Here is an 18,362-nt window from a genome sequence, read left to right on the forward strand (position 1 = left end):
GCTGGAAGACTACAAAGCCTCCCTGAAATATCTCAGCGATCACCCGAAACTGCAGGGTATTGCCCAGCAGAACAGCTTTAAACATACCTGATAACGTTTAACGGTAACGGTGTCCCGAAACGAACCCGTTTCGGGACAATTTCCAAAGTCTGTTCACTGGCATTAGCAACGGAAAATATTGTTCTGAATACGCTTCAGAACAAAACAGGTGCGGTTCCGACAGGAATACCGTTTTAGGGGGATAATATGGCTACATCAGTACAGACAGGTAAAGCTAAGCAGCTCACATTACTCGGATTCTTTGCCATAACGGCATCGATGGTAATGGCTGTTTATGAATACCCTACCTTCGCAACATCGGGCTTTTCATTAGTCTTCTTCCTGCTATTAGGCGGGATTTTATGGTTTATTCCCGTGGGACTTTGTGCTGCGGAAATGGCCACCGTCGACGGCTGGGAAGAAGGTGGTGTCTTCGCCTGGGTATCAAATACTCTGGGGCCGAGATGGGGATTTGCAGCGATCTCATTTGGCTATCTGCAAATCGCCATTGGTTTTATTCCGATGCTCTATTTCGTGTTAGGGGCACTCTCCTACATCCTGAAATGGCCAGCGCTGAATGAAGACCCCATTACCAAAACTATTGCAGCACTCATCATTCTTTGGGCGCTGGCATTAACGCAGTTTGGTGGCACGAAATACACGGCGCGAATTGCTAAAGTTGGCTTCTTCGCCGGTATCCTGTTACCTGCATTTATTTTGATCGCATTAGCGGCTATTTATCTGCACTCCGGTGCCCCCGTTGCTATCGAAATGGATTCGAAGACCTTCTTCCCTGACTTCTCTAAAGTGGGCACCTTGGTTGTATTTGTTGCCTTCATTTTGAGTTATATGGGCGTAGAAGCTTCCGCAACCCACGTCAATGAAATGAGTAACCCAGGGCGCGACTATCCACTAGCTATGTTACTGCTGATGGTGGCGGCAATCTGCTTAAGCTCTGTTGGTGGTTTGTCTATTGCGATGGTCATTCCGGGTAATGAAATCAACCTCTCCGCAGGGGTAATGCAAACCTTTACCGTTCTGATGTCCCATGTGGCACCGGAAATTGAGTGGACGGTTCGCGTGATCTCCGCACTGCTGTTGCTGGGTGTTCTGGCGGAAATCGCCTCCTGGATTGTTGGTCCTTCTCGCGGGATGTATGTCACAGCGCAGAAAAACCTGCTGCCAGCGGCATTCGCTAAAATGAACAAAAATGGCGTACCGGTAACGCTGGTCATTTCGCAGCTGGTGATTACTTCTATCGCGTTGATCATCCTCACCAATACCGGTGGCGGTAACAACATGTCCTTCCTGATCGCACTGGCGCTGACGGTGGTGATTTATCTGTGTGCTTATTTCATGCTGTTTATTGGCTACATTGTGTTGGTTCTTAAACATCCTGACTTAAAACGCACATTTAATATCCCTGGTGGTAAAGGGGTGAAATTGGTCGTGGCAATTGTCGGTCTGCTGACTTCAATTATGGCGTTTATTGTTTCCTTCCTGCCGCCGGATAACATCCAGGGTGATTCTACCGATATGTATGTTGAATTACTGGTTGTTAGTTTCCTGGTGGTACTTGCCCTGCCCTTTATTCTCTATGCTGTTCATGATCGTAAAGGCAAAGCGAATACCGGCGTCACTCTGGAGCCAATCAACAGTCAGAACGCACCAAAAGGTCACTTCTTCCTGCACCCGCGTGCACGTTCACCACACTATATTGTGATGAATGACAAGAAACACTAACCATGTCTGAATGGTTATAAGACAAGGGAGCGATAAGTCATCGCTCCCTTTTTCGTGCTTGCTGTCGTATTGACTTAACCGGGATAAGTACGAGAATGAGCGCACATCTGTTTACCGGAAACCAGCACATATGGATATCTGCTCCCGAAACAAGAAATTAACGATTAGAAGACCAGCGATACTAGTTGCACTGGCACTTTTACTGTGTAGTTGTAAAAGCACGCCTCCAGAGTCCATGGTGACACCACCAGCAGGTTCAAAGCCACCAGCCACGACGCAACAATCGTCACAACCGATGCGTGGCATCTGGCTGGCCACGGTTTCTCGGCTCGACTGGCCACCGGTTTCCTCGGTTAACATTAGTAACCCCACCAGCCGGGCCCGTGTACAACAACAGGCGATGATCGACAAACTGGATCATCTGCAACGTCTCGGCATAAACACGGTCTTTTTCCAGGTCAAGCCGGACGGTACCGCCCTGTGGCCATCGAAAATTTTGCCGTGGTCCGATCTTATGACCGGTAAGATTGGTGAAAATCCGGGTTACGATCCGCTGCAATTTATGCTCGACGAAGCCCACAAGCGTGGGATGAAAGTACACGCCTGGTTTAACCCCTATCGCGTATCGGTTAATACGAAGCCCGGTACTATCAGGGAACTGAATAGCACTCTGTCTCAACAACCGGCGAGCGTCTATGTGCAACACCGCGACTGGATCAGAACGTCTGGCGATCGCTTTGTCCTCGACCCGGGCATCCCTGAGGTTCAGGACTGGATCACATCAATAGTCGCCGAAGTGGTTTCCCGCTATCCGGTAGATGGCGTGCAGTTTGACGACTATTTCTATACGGAGTCACCGGGTTCACTGCTAAATGATAACGAAACGTACCGTAAATACGGAGGCGCATTTGCGTCAAAAGCAGACTGGCGGCGCAACAATACTCAGCAGTTAATTGCAAAGGTATCGCACACCATTAAAAGCATTAAGCCGGGAGTCGAATTTGGTGTTAGCCCGGCAGGCGTGTGGCGTAACCGATCACACGATCCGCTCGGTTCCGATACCCGAGGCGCGGCAGCCTATGACGAATCCTACGCTGACACCCGTCGATGGGTGGAACAAGGATTGCTGGATTACATTGCTCCCCAAATTTACTGGCCGTTCTCACGGAGTGCCGCGCGTTATGACGTGTTGGCAAAATGGTGGGCGGATGTCGTTAAACCGACCAGGACCCGCCTGTATATCGGTATCGCCTTCTATAAAGTGGGTGAACCTTCAAAGATAGAGCCAGACTGGATGATTAACGGCGGCGTACCGGAACTGAAAAAGCAGCTCGATCTTAACGATGCGGTACCAGAAATTAGCGGCACCATCTTGTTCCGTGAGGACTATCTGAATAAACCGCAGACTCAACAAGCGGTCAGCTATCTGCAAAGTCGTTGGGGCAGTTAAACTCCCATGCTTACTTTGTAACAAGCCGGTGCTTTACCCACCGGCGTGTTACACCTTGTGAAATATCCCACTAGTAATCATGCTTACATAAGTCAAATTAACCACGCAATTAACCACACTTAGTTAAACAGCCATAAATCCCCTAATAAAAATGTATGAATATGAAAAAACATACGATATTCGCTGTCACCGAAAAATAATTACGATGGGCTATACTCTTCTGAAGAACAGTAGCGTAGATTAAAACTGTCCTAAGTCGCTTATTTCTTTTCAGTATATCTTCATATTTCAGGAGAATATGGTGCAGTTAGTCGATCTCGCACGTTGCGTTTTGATTCCGTCTGATTTCCCAGCCTTATAAGGGTGTGAATTATGGAGATGTATTTTAAAAGAATGAAAGATGAGTGGACCGGACTTGTCGAACAGGCAGATCCTCTCATTCGTGCTAAAGCCGCAGAAATTGCCCTTGCGCATGCTCATTATCTGAGTATCGAGTTTTATCGAATTGTCCGCATCGACCCGCATGCCGAAGAATTCTTGAGTAATGAACAAGTTGAGCGGCAGTTGAAAAGTGCGATGGAACGCTGGATTATTAACGTGCTTTCTGCCCAGGTTGACGATGTCGAAAGGCTAATACAAATCCAGCATACCGTCGCGGAAGTGCATGCCCGCATAGGAATTCCGGTAGAAATTGTCGAGATGGGGTTTCGGGTGCTGAAAAAAATCCTCTATCCGGTAATCTTCTCTTCGGATTATTCCGCCGCAGAAAAACTTCAGGTCTACCATTTCTCGATTAACAGTATTGATATCGCTATGGAAGTGATGACCCGCGCGTTTACCTTTAGTGACAGTAGTGCCTCAAAGGAAGATGAAAACTATCGTATCTTCTCGTTACTGGAAAACGCCGAAGAAGAAAAAGAACGGCAAATAGCCTCAATACTTTCATGGGAAATAGATATTATCTATAAAGTCCTGCTGGATTCTGATTTAGGCAGCAGTTTGCCTTTAAGCCAGGCTGATTTTGGCCTGTGGTTTAACCATAAAGGTCGACATTATTTTAGCGGCATTGCCGAAGTGGGCCATATCTCCCGTCTGATTCAGGATTTCGACGGTATTTTCAATCAAACCATGCGTAACACCAGGAATTTGAATAACAGAAGTTTGCGGGTGAAATTTCTATTACAGATAAGAAATACCGTATCGCAGATTATTACCTTGCTGCGTGAATTGTTTGAAGAAGTATCGCGCCACGAAGTCGGTATGGATGTACTGACGAAATTACTTAACCGCCGTTTCCTGCCGACTATCTTCAAACGCGAAATTGCCCATGCCAACCGGACCGGTACACCACTGTCAGTGCTGATTATTGACGTTGATAAATTCAAAGAGATCAACGATACGTGGGGCCATAACACTGGCGATGAAATTCTGCGTAAAGTCTCTCAGGCCTTTTATGACAACGTCCGCAGTAGTGATTATGTTTTTCGCTACGGGGGCGATGAATTTATCATTGTTTTGACTGAAGCTTCTGAAAACGAAACGTTACGTACCGCAGAACGTATTCGCAGTCGGGTGGAGAAAACCAAACTGAAAGCCGCAAACGGCGAGGATATTGCCCTCTCACTTTCCATCGGTGCCGCCATGTTTAATGGTCATCCTGACTATGAGCGCCTCATTCAAATAGCCGATGAAGCTCTGTATATCGCCAAAAGACGAGGTAGAAACCGTGTTGAACTCTGGAAAGCCAGTCTTTAGATGCGCCAGGATGCAGAGGTAATCATGAAGCTAACCGATGCGGATAATGCCGCCGATGGCATTTTTTTCCCCGCCCTTGAGCAAAATATGATGGGTGCGGTGTTAATTAACGAAAATGATGAAGTGATGTTTTTCAACCCCGCCGCAGAGAAGCTCTGGGGGTACAAACGTGAAGAAGTCATTGGCAATAACATTGATATGCTGATTCCGCGGGATTTGCGTCCTGCGCATCCTGAATACATTCGTCATAACCGTGAAGGCGGTAAAGCGCGTGTCGAGGGGATGAGTCGGGAGCTGCAGCTGGAGAAAAAAGACGGCAGTAAAATCTGGACCCGTTTTGCGCTATCGAAAGTGAGCGCCGAGGGGAAAGTTTATTACCTGGCGCTGGTACGGGATGCCAGCGTAGAAATGGCGCAAAAAGAACAGACTCGACAATTGATTATTGCCGTTGACCATCTCGACCGACCGGTGATTGTCCTCGATCCGGAACGCCATATTGTGCAGTGCAATCGCGCATTTACCGAAATGTTTGGTTACTGCATTAGCGAAGCCAGCGGTATGCAGCCCGATACACTCCTGAACATTCCTGAATTCCCTGCCGATAACCGCATTCGTTTACAACAGTTGCTATGGAAAACCGCCCGCGATCAGGATGAATTTCTGCTGTTGACGCGCACCGGTGAAAAAATCTGGATTAAAGCCTCTATCAGCCCGGTTTATGACGTGCTCGCGCATCTGCAGAACCTGGTAATGACCTTCTCGGATATCACCGAAGAACGGCAAATCCGCCAGCTTGAAGGCAATATTCTCGCCGCCATGTGCAGCAGCCCGCCATTTCATGAAATGGGGGAAATCATTTGTCGTAACATCGAATCTGTTCTCAACGAATCGCATGTTTCGCTGTTCGCACTGCGCAACGGGATGCCGATACACTGGGCGTCATCTTCGCACGGTGCAGAAGTTCAAAATGCGCAAAGCTGGTCAGCGACCATTCGTCAGCGTGATGGCGCGCCTGCGGGGATCCTGCAAATTAAAACCTCGTCAGGAGCAGAAACCAGCGCCTTTATCGAACGCGTGGCAGATATCAGTCAGCATATGGCCGCGCTGGCGCTGGAACAGGAAAAAAGCCGCCAGCATATTGAACAACTCATCCAATTTGATCCGATGACCGGTCTGCCAAATCGCAATAACCTGCACAATTACCTCGATGACCTGGTCGACAAAGCCGTCTCTCCGGTGGTGTATCTCATCGGTGTTGACCATATTCAGGATGTGATTGATAGCCTTGGCTATGCGTGGGCCGATCAGGCATTGCTGGAAGTGGTCAATCGCTTTCGTGAAAAACTCAAACCGGATCAGTATCTCTGTCGTATCGAAGGTACGCAGTTTGTCCTCGTGAGCCTGGAAAACGACGTCAGTAACATTACCCAAATCGCCGATGAGCTACGGAATGTGGTCAGCAAGCCGATAATGATTGACGATAAACCCTTCCCGCTTACCTTGAGTATTGGCATCAGCTACGACGTGGGTAAAAACCGCGATTACCTGCTCTCCACTGCTCACAATGCAATGGATTATATTCGCAAGAATGGCGGTAACGGCTGGCAGTTCTTCAGCCCGGCGATGAACGAAATGGTAAAAGAGCGTTTGGTTTTAGGCGCAGCGCTGAAAGAAGCGATTAGCAATAACCAACTGAAACTTGTTTACCAGCCGCAAATCTTCGCAGAAACGGGTGAACTGTACGGCATCGAAGCCCTTGCGCGCTGGCACGATCCCCAGCATGGTCATGTGCCCCCTTCACGGTTTATTCCTCTCGCAGAAGAGATTGGTGAAATCGAAAATATTGGGCGCTGGGTCATCGCGGAAGCTTGCCGTCAGTTAGCAGAATGGCGTAGCCAGAATATTCATATCCCGGCGCTTTCCGTTAACTTGTCGGCACTGCACTTTCGCAGTAATCAACTGCCTAATCAGGTGTCTGATGCAATGCACGCCTGGGGTATTGACGGCCACCAGCTGACGGTAGAAATCACGGAAAGCATGATGATGGAACACGATACCGAAATCTTTAAGCGCATTCAGATCCTGCGTGATATGGGCGTGGGCTTATCGGTAGATGATTTTGGTACGGGCTTTTCCGGATTATCCCGCTTAGTCAGTCTTCCGGTAACGGAAATAAAAATTGACAAAAGTTTTGTCGATCGTTGTCTGACCGAAAAACGCATCCTTGCCTTACTTGAAGCCATTACCAGCATTGGGCAAAGCCTCAATTTAACCGTCGTGGCGGAAGGCGTCGAAACCAAAGAGCAATTTGAGATGCTACGCAAGATCCACTGTCGCGTTATTCAGGGATATTTCTTTTCCCGCCCCCTACCCGCCGAAGAAATTCCAGGCTGGATGAGCAGCGTGTTACCGCTGAAAATCTGACAAATTCCTCTCGCCCGCACTCGCGGGTTTTCATTTAACGTGACACTGTCACTTAAATACTGTGATTTCAGCTTCGATTCCGGGAGATTCCTTCCTTAACTTCCCCTCTTGCACCAAAACTGCACTACGCTGCACAAATGTTGATCAAAAGTTAAAAAATATAACTTTAAGCCAGCATTCTGGCGCTTATCCCGGCATGGCATGAGATCTGCATAAGCGGAAAGCGCAGCAATTTTTGTCTTATACAGGAACCGTTTATGTCGGATACCACCGAACTGGTTGATTTAGCCGTAATCTTCCCTGATCTGGAGATCGAATTGAAATACGCCTGCGCTGATAACATCACAGGTAAAGCTATTTATCAGCAAGCGCGTTGTCTGCTACACAAGGATGCGATTACCGCGCTGGCGAAAAGTATCAGTATCGCCCAGCTGTCAGGCTTACAACTGGTGATTTACGATGCGTATCGCCCACAACAAGCACAGGCGATGTTGTGGCAAGCCTGCCCAGACCCGCAATATGTTGTTGATGTGACGGTCGGTTCTAATCACAGCCGTGGCACGGCGATCGACCTGACGCTTCGTGATGAGCACGGGAACATCCTCGATATGGGCGCAGGGTTCGATGAAATGCACGAGCGCTCCCATGCCTATCACCCTTCCGTCCCGCCCGCCGCTCAGCGCAATCGGCTGTTGCTGAATGCGATAATGACTGGTGGCGGTTTTGTCGGTGTCTCCAGCGAATGGTGGCACTTCGAATTACCCCAGGCAGCGAGTTACCCTCTGCTCGCTGATCAATTCACCTGTTTTATATCCCCTGGCACACAACACGTCAGTTAATCAGGAAACTGTCATGAAGAGATCGATACCGTTTCGTCCCACATTGCTCGCGCTCGTCCTTGCCACAAATTTCCCGGTTGCGCACGCCGCCGTACCGAAAGATATGCTGGTGATTGGTAAGGCCACCGATCCACAAACCCTCGACCCGGCGGTAACAATAGATAATAACGACTGGACGGTGACCTACCCGTCTTATCAGCGGCTGGTTCAGTACAAAACGGACGGTGATAAAGGCTCAACCGACGTTGAAGGCGATCTGGCAAGTAGCTGGAAAGCGTCTGACGATCAAAAAGAGTGGACGTTCACCCTGAAGGACAATGCTAAATTTGCCGATGGCACACCGGTCACTGCCGAAGCAGTAAAACTCTCTTTTGAGCGGCTACTAAAAATCGGCCAGGGGCCAGCAGAAGCATTTCCCAAAGATTTAAAGATTGATGCTCCCGACGAACATACGGTGAAGTTTACCCTTAGCCAGCCATTCGCACCGTTCCTCTACACGCTGGCGAATGACGGTGCATCCATTATCAATCCGGCGGTGTTAAAGGAACATGCGGCGGATGATGCCCGCGGCTTCCTCGCGCAAAATACCGCCGGTTCCGGACCATTTATGCTGAAAAGCTGGCAAAAAGGTCAGCAATTAGTTCTGGTGCCAAATCCGCATTACCCCGGCAATAAACCGAACTTTAAGCGAGTATCGGTAAAAATTATCGGTGAAAGTGCCTCCCGTCGCCTGCAGCTCTCCCGTGGCGACATTGACATTGCCGATGCGCTGCCGGTGGATCAACTCAACGCCCTGAAGCAGGAAAATAAAGTCAATGTGGCAGAGTATCCGTCACTGCGCGTCACCTATCTGTATCTGAATAACAGCAAAGCGCCACTTAATCAGGCGGATCTGCGTCGGGCCATTTCCTGGTCTACCGATTATCAGGGCATGGTTAACGGCATTCTGAGTGGTAACGGAAAACAAATGCGCGGCCCGATTCCGGAAGGCATGTGGGGCTACGATGCGACGGCAATGCAATACAACCATGACGAAACGAAAGCCAAAGCCGAATGGGATAAAGTGACGAGCAAACCCACCAGCCTGACGTTTCTCTACTCCGATAACGATCCGAACTGGGAGCCTATTGCTCTGGCGACACAATCCAGTCTCAACAAGCTGGGCATCAATGTGAAGCTGGAAAAGCTGGCGAACGCCACCATGCGCGACAGAGTGGGTAAAGGTGATTACGACATTGCGATTGGCAACTGGAGTCCGGATTTTGCCGACCCGTATATGTTTATGAATTACTGGTTTGAGTCAGACAAAAAAGGTCTGCCGGGTAACCGCTCGTTCTATGAAAACAGTGAGGTCGATAAGTTACTGCGCAATGCGCTTGCGACCACCGACCAGACGCAGCGTACCCGGGACTACCAGCAGGCACAGAAAATCGTCATTGATGACGCTGCTTATGTGTACCTGTTCCAGAAAAACTACCAACTGGCGATGAACAAAGAGGTGAAAGGCTTTGTGTTCAATCCCATGCTGGAACAGGTCTTCAATATCAATACCATGAGTAAATAACGTGACCTTCTGGAGTATTTTACGCCAACGCTGCTGGGGGCTGGTGCTCGTGGTGGCGGGCGTCTGCGTGATAACGTTTATTATCTCGCACCTGATCCCCGGCGATCCGGCGCGGTTGCTGGCTGGCGACCGCGCCAGCAATGCCATCGTGGAAAATATTCGCCAGCAATTGGGGCTCGACCAGCCGCTATACGTACAATTTTACCGCTACGTCAGCGACCTGTTTCATGGTGACCTGGGGACATCCATTCGTACCGGGCGTCCGGTGCTGGAAGAGCTGCGTATATTCTTCCCGGCGACGCTGGAACTGGCCTTTTGCGCCCTGCTGCTGGCGCTACTGATTGGCATCCCACTGGGCATACTCTCTGCCGTCTGGCGTAATCGCTGGCTGGATCATCTTGTCCGTCTGATGGCCATAACCGGAATATCCACACCTGCATTCTGGCTTGGGCTGGGCGTCATTGTGCTGTTTTATGGTCATCTGCAAATACTTCCCGGCGGCGGAAGGCTTGATGACTGGCTGGATCCACCAACGCACGTTACCGGCTTTTATCTGCTCGATGCGTTGCTTGAAGGCAACGGTGAAGTCTTCTTCAATGCGTTGCAACATCTCATCTTACCGGCATTAACGCTGGCGTTTGTTCACCTGGGGATTGTCGCCCGCCAGATCCGCTCAGCGATGCTGGAACAATTGAGTGAAGACTACATTCGTACCGCCCGGGCCAGCGGCTTGCCCGGCTGGTATATCGTTTTATGTTATGCGCTACCCAATGCGTTGATCCCATCGATTACCGTATTGGGTTTGGCGCTGGGCGATTTGTTGTATGGCGCAGTGCTCACCGAAACCGTTTTTGCCTGGCCCGGAATGGGTGCATGGGTAGTAACATCAATACAGGCGCTCGACTTCCCGGCAGTGATGGGCTTTGCCGTCGTGGTTTCATTTGCTTATGTGCTGGTCAACCTGGTGGTGGATTTGCTCTATTTGTGGATTGATCCGCGTATCGGACGTGGAGGTGGTGAATGATGCTAAGCGAGGAAACGTCCGCCGTACGCCCACAAAAACAAACGCGATTTAACGGTGCAGAACTGGTATGGATGCTGAAAGGCAGTCCGCTCACCGTGACCGGCGCAGTCATCATTGTATTAATGCTATTGATGATGATTTTTTCACCGTGGCTGGCGACGCATGATCCCAACGCCATTGATTTAACCGCCCGCCTTTTGCCGCCTTCTGCGGCGCACTGGTTTGGCACCGATGAAGTGGGACGCGATCTGTTCAGCCGCGTACTGGTCGGCAGTCAGCAATCAATTCTCGCCGGATTAGTCGTGGTTGCCATTGCGGGTATGATTGGTTCGCTACTCGGATGTCTATCCGGTGTGCTTGGCGGACGCGCAGACGCCATCATCATGCGCATCATGGACATTATGCTGTCGATTCCTTCGTTGGTACTGACAATGGCACTGGCTGCCGCTCTCGGGCCGAGTTTATTTAACGCCATGCTGGCGATTGCTATTGTGCGAATTCCCTTTTATGTGCGCCTGGCGCGGGGGCAAGCATTAGTTGTACGCCAGTATACCTATGTTCAGGCGGCGAAAACCTTTGGTGCGTCGCGTTGGCATCTGATCAGCTGGCATATTTTACGTAACTCCCTGCCGCCGCTGATCGTGCAGGCATCGCTGGATATCGGTAGCGCGATTTTAATGGCCGCCACGTTGGGATTTATTGGCCTGGGTGCTCAACAACCGAGTGCTGAATGGGGCGCGATGGTAGCGAATGGTCGCAACTATGTACTCGATCAGTGGTGGTATTGCGCATTTCCGGGGGCAGCGATTTTGCTTACCGCCGTTGGGTTTAATCTCTTTGGTGATGGTATTCGCGATCTGCTTGACCCGAAAGCAGGAGGAAAGCAGTCATGACCCAACCCGTTCTGGACATTCAACAGCTGCATTTGAGTTTCCCCGGTTTTAACGGTGATGTTCACGCGCTCAACAATGTGTCCTTGCAGATTAACCGCGGCGAAATTGTCGGTCTGGTGGGAGAATCCGGCTCAGGTAAATCAGTCACCGCAATGCTGATTATGCGTCTGCTACAGACGGGCAGTTATTGCGTACATCGGGGGCAGATTTCACTGCTGGGAGACGATGTTCTTAACGCTCGGGAAAAACAGCTTCGTCAGTGGCGCGGCGCACGAGTGGCGATGATCTTTCAGGAACCGATGACCGCCCTCAATCCGACACGTCGAATAGGTCTTCAGATGATGGACGTGATCCGCCATCATCAACCAATAAGTCGTCGGGAAGCCAGAGCTAAAGCGATTGCCCTGCTGGAAGAGATGCAAATCCCGGATGCCGTGGAAGTTATGTCGCGCTATCCGTTTGAGCTTTCAGGTGGTATGCGCCAGCGGGTAATGATTGCGCTGGCATTCTCCTGCGAGCCGCAATTGATTATTGCCGACGAACCGACTACGGCGCTGGACGTCACGCTACAGTTGCAGGTACTGCGTTTGCTTAAACATAAAGCCCGCGCCAGTGGAACTGCGGTACTGTTCATCAGCCATGATATGGTCGTGGTGTCGCAACTGTGCGATAGCGTTTACGTGATGTATGCCGGAAGCGTAATTGAAAGCGGCGTGACGGCAGACATTATCCATCATCCCCGGCATCCGTATACCATTGGTTTGCTGCAATGCGCACCAGAACATGGAGTACCACGCCAGCCATTACCCGCCATTCCAGGGACGGTACCAAACCTCACCCATTTGCCTGAAGGCTGCGCTTTTCGCGATCGTTGCTATGCGGCAGGTGCACAGTGTGAAAACGTCCCGGCGCTGACAGCGTGTGGTGACAACAACCAGCGCTGCGCCTGTTGGTATCCGCAGCAGGAGGTCATAAGTGTCTGACACGTTATTAACGTTACGCGACGTCCATATCAATTTCCCGGCCCGTAAAAACTGGCTTGGTAAAACTACGGAACATGTTCATGCCATCAATGGTATTGATTTACAGATCCGCCGTGGTGAAACCTTAGGGATCGTCGGCGAGTCAGGCTGCGGCAAAAGCACCCTCGCACAGCTTTTAATGGGCATGCTGCAACCGAGCCACGGGCAGTACATCCGTTCTGGCTCACAACGCATTATGCAGATGGTGTTTCAGGACCCGCTCTCTTCGCTTAATCCGCGCTTACCGGTGTGGCGCGTCATCACAGAACCGCTCTGGATAGCTAAGCGTAGTAGTGAACAACAGCGGCGAGCGTTGGCAGAGGAGTTGGCTGTGCAGGTGGGTATTCGTCCGGAGTATCTCGACCGCCTGCCTCATGCGTTCTCCGGCGGGCAGCGGCAACGTATCGCCATTGCCAGAGCACTCTCTTCGCAGCCTGACGTGATTGTGCTTGATGAGCCAACCTCTGCGCTGGATATCTCCGTTCAGGCGCAGATCCTCAATTTACTGGTAACGCTACAGGAAAATCACGGGCTGACCTATGTGCTGATTTCACACAATGTCTCGGTGATACGTCATATGAGCGATCGGGTGGCGGTGATGTATCTCGGGCAGATTGTAGAACTGGGCGACGCGCAGCAGGTGCTGACGGCACCTGCACATCCATACACCCGATTATTGCTGGATTCCCTCCCCGCCATTGATAAACCGCTGGAGGAAGAATGGGCATTACGTAAAACGGATCTGCCGGGAAACCGCACGTTGCCGCAAGGCTGTTTTTTCTACGAACGTTGCCCGCTGGCAACCCACGGATGTGAAGTCCGGCAATCATTAGCAATAAGGGAGGACGGACGTGAGCTCCGGTGCTGGCGGGCGCTGTAGAGATGCTAACAACGCATCAGGCATTCACGCGCCTGACGCGTCATCCGGCAATGCTTTACGATTTCAACTGGTAATCCAGCGTAATTTCCGCTTTCAGTACCTGAGAGACCGGGCATCCTGCTTTTGCTTTCTGGATGATGCCGTCAAAGGTAGAGGCATCAATACCCGGCACCGCAACTTCACTCTTCAGTGCGATTTTCGTAATCGCAAAACCGGCATCCACTTTATCCAGCGACACATCGGCGGTGGTATCAATCGATGTTGGCGTGAATCCCGCTTCCCCCAGCATTAATGAAAGCGCCATTGAGAAACATGCGGCATGCGCTGCGCCAATCAGTTCTTCAGGGTTGGTTCCTTTTTCGCCTTCAAAACGCGTGTTAAATCCATACGGCTGTTGGTTCAGCACGCCACTCTCGGTGGATACTGTTCCCTTCCCGCGTTTGATATCGCCTTCCCAGTGTGCCTGACCTTTCTTATGGATTGTCATTGTTGCTCTCCTGTGGGCTTAAAAAGGAAATTATAGACTACGTGAGAAACAGCACGAGGATAAGCAGGATATTCCGAATAAAATCCGGCGAAAATATTACTTCTGCACTTAAATTAAATTCCCACAATAGATTACCGGGAATATATAACCCAAAAGATATTGTATCAATATTAATCGGATCATACCAATCACAATCCCTATGAATATCATGGTGTTAAAATATAAAAATCATCAACCAGGACTAATCTTAACAACGAAGCGGCAAATATTTGCCATGCTGAATGTGCTTTATAAATCTGCGATCCGTAGCAGACACCATAAATACACAGACACGGAGAATCACTATGTTTACTTATTATCAGGCAGAAAATTCAACAGCAGAACCCGCTCTGGTTAATGCCATTGAGCAAGGCCTTCGGGCACAGCACGGTGTTGTCACTGAAGATGACATTCTCATGGAGCTGACCAAATGGGTTGAAGCTTCTGATAACGACATCCTCAGTGATATCTACCAGCAAACGATCAATTATGTGGTCAGTGGCCAGCACCCTACGCTTTAAGGTGCTATGCTTGATCGGCAACCTAATTTAGGGGTTTAGCACGTGTTTCTTCGCTACGGCGATGTTGTCCTTAAAACTAGCTACAGGATTGAGGAGTTAAAATGAAATCGAACCGTCAGGCACGTCATATTCTTGGACTGGACCATAAAATTTCTAACCAGCGCAAAATAGTTACCGAAGGTGACAAATCCAGCGTAGTAAATAACCCAACCGGCAGAAAACGCCCCGCTGAAAAGTAATTCATAACCATCAGTCCTCAATGACGATTAAACACCATTGCCTGCGCAATGGTGTTTTTGTTTTTATCTGCTTTATACTTGAGGCCGACGCCCTGGCGGTAAAGCAAAGACGATAAAAGCCCCCCAGGGATGGATATTCAAAAAAGAGTGAGTGACATGGAACCAAAAACAAAAAAACAGCGTTCGCTTTATATCCCTTACGCTGGCCCTGTACTGCTGGAATTTCCGTTGTTGAATAAAGGCAGTGCCTTCAGCATGGAAGAACGCCGTAACTTCAACCTGCTGGGGTTACTGCCGGAAGTGGTCGAAACCATCGAAGAACAAGCGGAACGAGCATGGATCCAGTATCAGGGATTCAAAACCGAAATCGACAAACACATCTACCTGCGTAACATCCAGGACACTAACGAAACCCTCTTCTACCGTCTGGTAAACAATCATCTTGATGAGATGATGCCTGTTATTTATACCCCAACCGTCGGCGCAGCCTGTGAGCGTTTTTCTGAGATCTACCGCCGTTCACGCGGCGTGTTTATCTCTTACCAGAACCGGCACAATATGGACGATATTCTGCAAAACGTGCCGAACCATAATATTAAAGTGATTGTGGTGACTGACGGTGAACGTATTCTAGGGCTTGGTGACCAGGGCATCGGCGGGATGGGCATTCCGATCGGTAAACTGTCGCTCTATACCGCCTGTGGCGGCATCAGCCCGGCGTATACCCTTCCGGTGGTGCTGGATGTCGGAACGAACAACCAACAGCTGCTTAACGATCCGCTGTATATGGGCTGGCGTAATCCGCGTATCACTGACGACGAATACTATGAATTCGTTGATGAATTTATCCAGGCTGTGAAACAACGCTGGCCAGACGTGCTGTTGCAGTTTGAAGACTTTGCTCAAAAAAATGCGATGCCGTTACTTAACCGCTATCGCAATGAAATTTGTTCTTTTAACGATGACATTCAGGGCACTGCGGCGGTAACAGTCGGCACACTGATCGCAGCAAGCCGCGCGGCAGGTGGTCAGTTAAGCGAGAAAAAAATCGTCTTCCTTGGCGCAGGTTCAGCGGGATGCGGCATTGCCGAAATGATCATCTCCCAGACCCAGCGCGAAGGATTAAGCGAGGAAGCGGCGCGGCAGAAAGTCTTTATGGTCGATCGCTTTGGCTTGCTGACTGACAAGATGCCGAACCTGCTGCCTTTCCAGACCAAACTGGTGCAGAAGCGCGAAAACCTCAGTGACTGGGATACCGACAGCGATGTGCTGTCACTGCTGGATGTGGTGCGCAATGTAAAACCAGATATTCTGATTGGCGTCTCAGGACAGACCGGGCTGTTTACGGAAGAGATCATCCGTGAGATGCATAAACACTGTCCGCGTCCGATCGTGATGCCGCTGTCTAACCCGACGTCACGCGTGGAAGCCACACCGCAGGACATTATCGCCTGGACCGAAGGTAACGCGCTGGTCGCCACGGGCAGCCCGTTTAATCCAGTGGTATGGAAAGATAAAATCTACCCTATCGCCCAGTGTAACAACGCCTTTATTTTCCCGGGCATCGGCCTGGGTGTTATTGCTTCCGGCGCGTCACGTATCACCGATGAGATGCTGATGTCGGCAAGTGAAACGCTGGCGCAGTATTCACCATTGGTGCTGAACGGCGAAGGTATGGTACTGCCGGAACTGAAAGATATTCAGAAAGTCTCCCGCGCAATTGCGTTTGCGGTTGGCAAAATGGCGCAGCAGCAAGGCGTGGCGGTGAAAACCTCTGCCGAAGCCCTGCAACAGGCCATTGACGATAATTTCTGGCAAGCCGAATACCGCGACTACCGCCGTACCTCCATCTAAGCCTGCGCCCGGTAGTGAAGGCTACCGGGCTATTTCCCTCTCCCTTTTTCAGATCTCATCCATACTGGGTAGTGGCGAATAAATCTCATTTGCCTCACCTGCTATGCAGAACATCATCCGAAAAGGAGGAACTATGAAGGCTGCAGTTGTTACGAAGGATCATCATGTTGACGTTACGTATAAAACACTGCGCTCACTGAAACATGGCGAAGCCCTGCTGAAAATGGAGTGTTGTGGTGTATGTCATACCGATCTTCATGTTAAGAATGGCGATTTTGGTGACAAAACCGGCGTAATTCTGGGCCATGAAGGCATCGGTGTGGTGGCAGAAGTGGGTCCAGGTGTCACCTCATTAAAACCAGGCGATCGTGCCAGCGTGGCGTGGTTCTACGAAGGATGCGGTCATTGCGAATACTGTAACAGTGGTAACGAAACGCTCTGCCGTTCAGTTAAAAATGCCGGATACAGCGTTGATGGCGGGATGGCGGAAGAGTGCATCGTGGTCGCCGATTACGCGGTAAAAGTGCCAGATGGTCTGGACTCGGCGGCGGCCAGCAGCATTACCTGTGCGGGAGTCACCACCTACAAAGCCGTTAAGCTGTCAAAAATTCGTCCAGGGCAGTGGATTGCTATCTACGGTCTTGGCGGTCTGGGTAACCTCGCCCTGCAATACGCAAAGAATGTCTTTAACGCCAAAGTGATCGCCATTGATGTCAATGATGAGCAGTTAAAACTGGCAACCGAAATGGGTGCAGATTTAGCGATTAACTCACGCACCGAAGACGCCGCCAAAATTGTGCAGGAGAAAACCGGTGGCGCTCACTCTGCGGTGGTAACAGCAGTAGCTAAAGCTGCGTTTAACTCGGCAGTTGATGCTGTCCGTGCAGGTGGGCGTGTTGTGGCAGTCGGTCTGCCGCCGGAGTCTATGAGCCTGGATATCCCACGGCTGGTGCTGGATGGCATTGAAGTGGTCGGTTCGCTGGTCGGCACGCGCCAGGATTTAACTGAAGCCTTCCAGTTTGCCGCCGAAGGTAAAGTGGTGCCGAAAGTCGCCCTGCGTCCGTTAGCGGACATCAACACCATCTTTACTGAGATGGAAGAAGGCAAAATCCGTGGCCGCATGGTGATTGATTTCCGTCACTAAGAGGCCTTTGCTGCGACTGCCATGTTCGGGTCGCAGCATCGCACACTCTCCAACATGAAATGGCTAAATGGATTATTGTTGCGTAGGAAGGAACAATAATGATAGTGTTCCCAGTGAAGGAACGCTACTGAGAGTAAAGACACTAATGAAAATGGCCAATCATCCCCGCCCGGGGGACATTATTCAGGAATCACTGGACGAACTTAATGTCAGCCTGCGCGAGTTTGCCAGAGCAATGGAAATTGCTCCCTCAACGGCAAGCCGATTGCTGACAGGAAAAGCAGCTTTGACGCCAGAAATGGCGATTAAACTTTCCGTGGTGATCGGCAGTTCGCCGCAAATGTGGCTGAATCTGCAAAACGCCTGGAGTCTGGCAGAGGCAGAAAAAACAGTGGATGTGTCGCGATTACGCCGTCTGGTTACGCAATAAAAAAATGGCGCTTCT

At 50.3% G+C, this 18,362-nt stretch carries 17 protein-coding genes; 16 read left to right on the forward strand and 1 reads right to left on the reverse strand.

Annotation, left to right across the window (positions count from 1 at the left end):
• The 11 genes from FTE26_RS04475 to FTE26_RS04530 form a co-directional block, all read left to right on the forward strand.
• On the forward strand, window positions 1–91 hold a 91-nt coding region (locus FTE26_RS04475; protein ID WP_029697111.1), incomplete at its 5' end, for a hypothetical protein.
• Window positions 92–246: 155 nt separating this feature from the next.
• Window positions 247–1,782 (forward strand): acid resistance gamma-aminobutyrate antiporter GadC, encoded by a 1,536-nt coding sequence (gene gadC, locus FTE26_RS04480; protein ID WP_000246019.1) that lies wholly within the window; start codon window positions 247–249, stop codon window positions 1,780–1,782.
• A gap of 130 nt (window positions 1,783–1,912) precedes the next feature.
• Window positions 1,913–3,232 (forward strand): family 10 glycosylhydrolase, encoded by a 1,320-nt coding sequence (locus FTE26_RS04485; protein WP_000350390.1) that lies wholly within the window; start codon window positions 1,913–1,915, stop codon window positions 3,230–3,232.
• A gap of 372 nt (window positions 3,233–3,604) precedes the next feature.
• On the forward strand, window positions 3,605–4,987 hold the full coding sequence (dosC, locus tag FTE26_RS04495) for a diguanylate cyclase DosC (protein WP_000426266.1): 1,383 nt from the start codon (window positions 3,605–3,607) through the stop codon (window positions 4,985–4,987).
• Window positions 4,988–5,011: 24 nt separating this feature from the next.
• Window positions 5,012–7,411 (forward strand): oxygen-sensing cyclic-di-GMP phosphodiesterase DosP, encoded by a 2,400-nt coding sequence (gene dosP, locus FTE26_RS04500; RefSeq protein WP_001307211.1) that lies wholly within the window; start codon window positions 5,012–5,014, stop codon window positions 7,409–7,411.
• Between the two features lie 257 nt (window positions 7,412–7,668).
• Entirely contained in the window at window positions 7,669–8,250 is a 582-nt protein-coding gene (gene ddpX / locus FTE26_RS04505) for a D-alanyl-D-alanine dipeptidase (RefSeq protein WP_085674700.1), read from the forward strand.
• A gap of 13 nt (window positions 8,251–8,263) precedes the next feature.
• A complete protein-coding gene (locus FTE26_RS04510; RefSeq protein ID WP_000830520.1) occupies window positions 8,264–9,814 on the forward strand; it encodes an ABC transporter substrate-binding protein in 1,551 nt (516 codons plus the stop codon).
• A gap of 1 nt (window position 9,815) precedes the next feature.
• Entirely contained in the window at window positions 9,816–10,838 is a 1,023-nt protein-coding gene (locus tag FTE26_RS04515) for an ABC transporter permease (RefSeq protein WP_000145129.1), read from the forward strand.
• Window positions 10,835–11,731 carry a D,D-dipeptide ABC transporter permease gene (ddpC, locus tag FTE26_RS04520; RefSeq protein WP_000979595.1) on the forward strand — a complete coding sequence of 299 codons (897 nt, stop codon included), beginning with the start codon at window positions 10,835–10,837 and terminating at the stop codon, window positions 11,729–11,731. The genes FTE26_RS04515 and ddpC overlap by 4 nt, the downstream gene beginning before the upstream one ends.
• Window positions 11,728–12,714 (forward strand): ABC transporter ATP-binding protein, encoded by a 987-nt coding sequence (locus FTE26_RS04525; RefSeq protein ID WP_000193558.1) that lies wholly within the window; start codon window positions 11,728–11,730, stop codon window positions 12,712–12,714. The genes ddpC and FTE26_RS04525 overlap by 4 nt, the downstream gene beginning before the upstream one ends.
• Complete coding sequence (locus tag FTE26_RS04530) at window positions 12,707–13,633, forward strand: oligopeptide/dipeptide ABC transporter ATP-binding protein (RefSeq protein ID WP_001285559.1); 927 nt, start codon at window positions 12,707–12,709, stop codon at window positions 13,631–13,633. Before FTE26_RS04525 ends, FTE26_RS04530 begins: the two co-directional genes overlap by 8 nt.
• Before the next feature lie 55 nt (window positions 13,634–13,688).
• Here FTE26_RS04530 and osmC read toward each other — a convergent pair whose 3' ends face one another.
• On the reverse strand, window positions 13,689–14,120 hold the full coding sequence (gene osmC / locus FTE26_RS04535; protein WP_000152305.1) for a peroxiredoxin OsmC: 432 nt from the start codon (window positions 14,118–14,120) through the stop codon (window positions 13,689–13,691).
• 344 nt (window positions 14,121–14,464) lie between these two features.
• Between osmC and bdm the strand changes: the two genes are divergently transcribed.
• The 5 genes from bdm (at window position 14,465) to FTE26_RS04560 (ending at window position 18,347) form a co-directional block, all read left to right on the forward strand.
• Window positions 14,465–14,680: a biofilm-dependent modulation protein gene (gene bdm / locus FTE26_RS04540; RefSeq protein ID WP_000495771.1), complete on the forward strand. Its 216-nt coding sequence runs from the start codon at window positions 14,465–14,467 to the stop codon at window positions 14,678–14,680.
• A gap of 101 nt (window positions 14,681–14,781) precedes the next feature.
• Complete coding sequence (sra, locus tag FTE26_RS04545; protein WP_000841554.1) at window positions 14,782–14,919, forward strand: stationary-phase-induced ribosome-associated protein; 138 nt, start codon at window positions 14,782–14,784, stop codon at window positions 14,917–14,919.
• Window positions 14,920–15,075: 156 nt separating this feature from the next.
• Window positions 15,076–16,773 carry a malate dehydrogenase gene (gene maeA, locus FTE26_RS04550; RefSeq protein ID WP_000433476.1) on the forward strand — a complete coding sequence of 566 codons (1,698 nt, stop codon included), beginning with the start codon at window positions 15,076–15,078 and terminating at the stop codon, window positions 16,771–16,773.
• Between the two features lie 133 nt (window positions 16,774–16,906).
• Entirely contained in the window at window positions 16,907–17,917 is a 1,011-nt protein-coding gene (gene adhP / locus FTE26_RS04555) for an alcohol dehydrogenase AdhP (protein ID WP_000642434.1), read from the forward strand.
• A gap of 145 nt (window positions 17,918–18,062) precedes the next feature.
• The gene (locus FTE26_RS04560; RefSeq protein WP_000781370.1) at window positions 18,063–18,347 is read left to right on the forward strand and encodes a HigA family addiction module antitoxin; all 285 of its coding nucleotides are present in this window, start codon (window positions 18,063–18,065) and stop codon (window positions 18,345–18,347) included.
• Window positions 18,348–18,362 lie beyond the last annotated feature (15 nt).

The organism is Escherichia sp. S10b (assembly GCF_028421345.1).
Classification (GTDB): domain Bacteria; phylum Pseudomonadota; class Gammaproteobacteria; order Enterobacterales; family Enterobacteriaceae; genus ECMA0423.

What these genes read in the sequence shown, in the direction of transcription:
- gadC (WP_000246019.1), top strand. Translation starts at nt 247, where the DNA reads ATGGCTACATCAGTACAGACAGGTAAAGCTAAGCAGCTCACATTACTC.
- FTE26_RS04485 (WP_000350390.1), top strand. Translation starts at nt 1,913, where the DNA reads ATGGATATCTGCTCCCGAAACAAGAAATTAACGATTAGAAGACCAGCG.
- dosC (WP_000426266.1), top strand. Translation starts at nt 3,605, where the DNA reads ATGGAGATGTATTTTAAAAGAATGAAAGATGAGTGGACCGGACTTGTC.
- dosP (WP_001307211.1), top strand. Translation starts at nt 5,012, where the DNA reads ATGAAGCTAACCGATGCGGATAATGCCGCCGATGGCATTTTTTTCCCC.
- ddpX (WP_085674700.1), top strand. Translation starts at nt 7,669, where the DNA reads ATGTCGGATACCACCGAACTGGTTGATTTAGCCGTAATCTTCCCTGAT.
- FTE26_RS04510 (WP_000830520.1), top strand. Translation starts at nt 8,264, where the DNA reads ATGAAGAGATCGATACCGTTTCGTCCCACATTGCTCGCGCTCGTCCTT.
- ddpC (WP_000979595.1), top strand. Translation starts at nt 10,835, where the DNA reads ATGATGCTAAGCGAGGAAACGTCCGCCGTACGCCCACAAAAACAAACG.
- FTE26_RS04525 (WP_000193558.1), top strand. Translation starts at nt 11,728, where the DNA reads ATGACCCAACCCGTTCTGGACATTCAACAGCTGCATTTGAGTTTCCCC.
- osmC (WP_000152305.1), bottom strand. Translation starts at nt 14,120, where the DNA reads ATGACAATCCATAAGAAAGGTCAGGCACACTGGGAAGGCGATATCAAA.
- bdm (WP_000495771.1), top strand. Translation starts at nt 14,465, where the DNA reads ATGTTTACTTATTATCAGGCAGAAAATTCAACAGCAGAACCCGCTCTG.
- sra (WP_000841554.1), top strand. Translation starts at nt 14,782, where the DNA reads ATGAAATCGAACCGTCAGGCACGTCATATTCTTGGACTGGACCATAAA.
- maeA (WP_000433476.1), top strand. Translation starts at nt 15,076, where the DNA reads ATGGAACCAAAAACAAAAAAACAGCGTTCGCTTTATATCCCTTACGCT.
- adhP (WP_000642434.1), top strand. Translation starts at nt 16,907, where the DNA reads ATGAAGGCTGCAGTTGTTACGAAGGATCATCATGTTGACGTTACGTAT.
- FTE26_RS04560 (WP_000781370.1), top strand. Translation starts at nt 18,063, where the DNA reads ATGAAAATGGCCAATCATCCCCGCCCGGGGGACATTATTCAGGAATCA.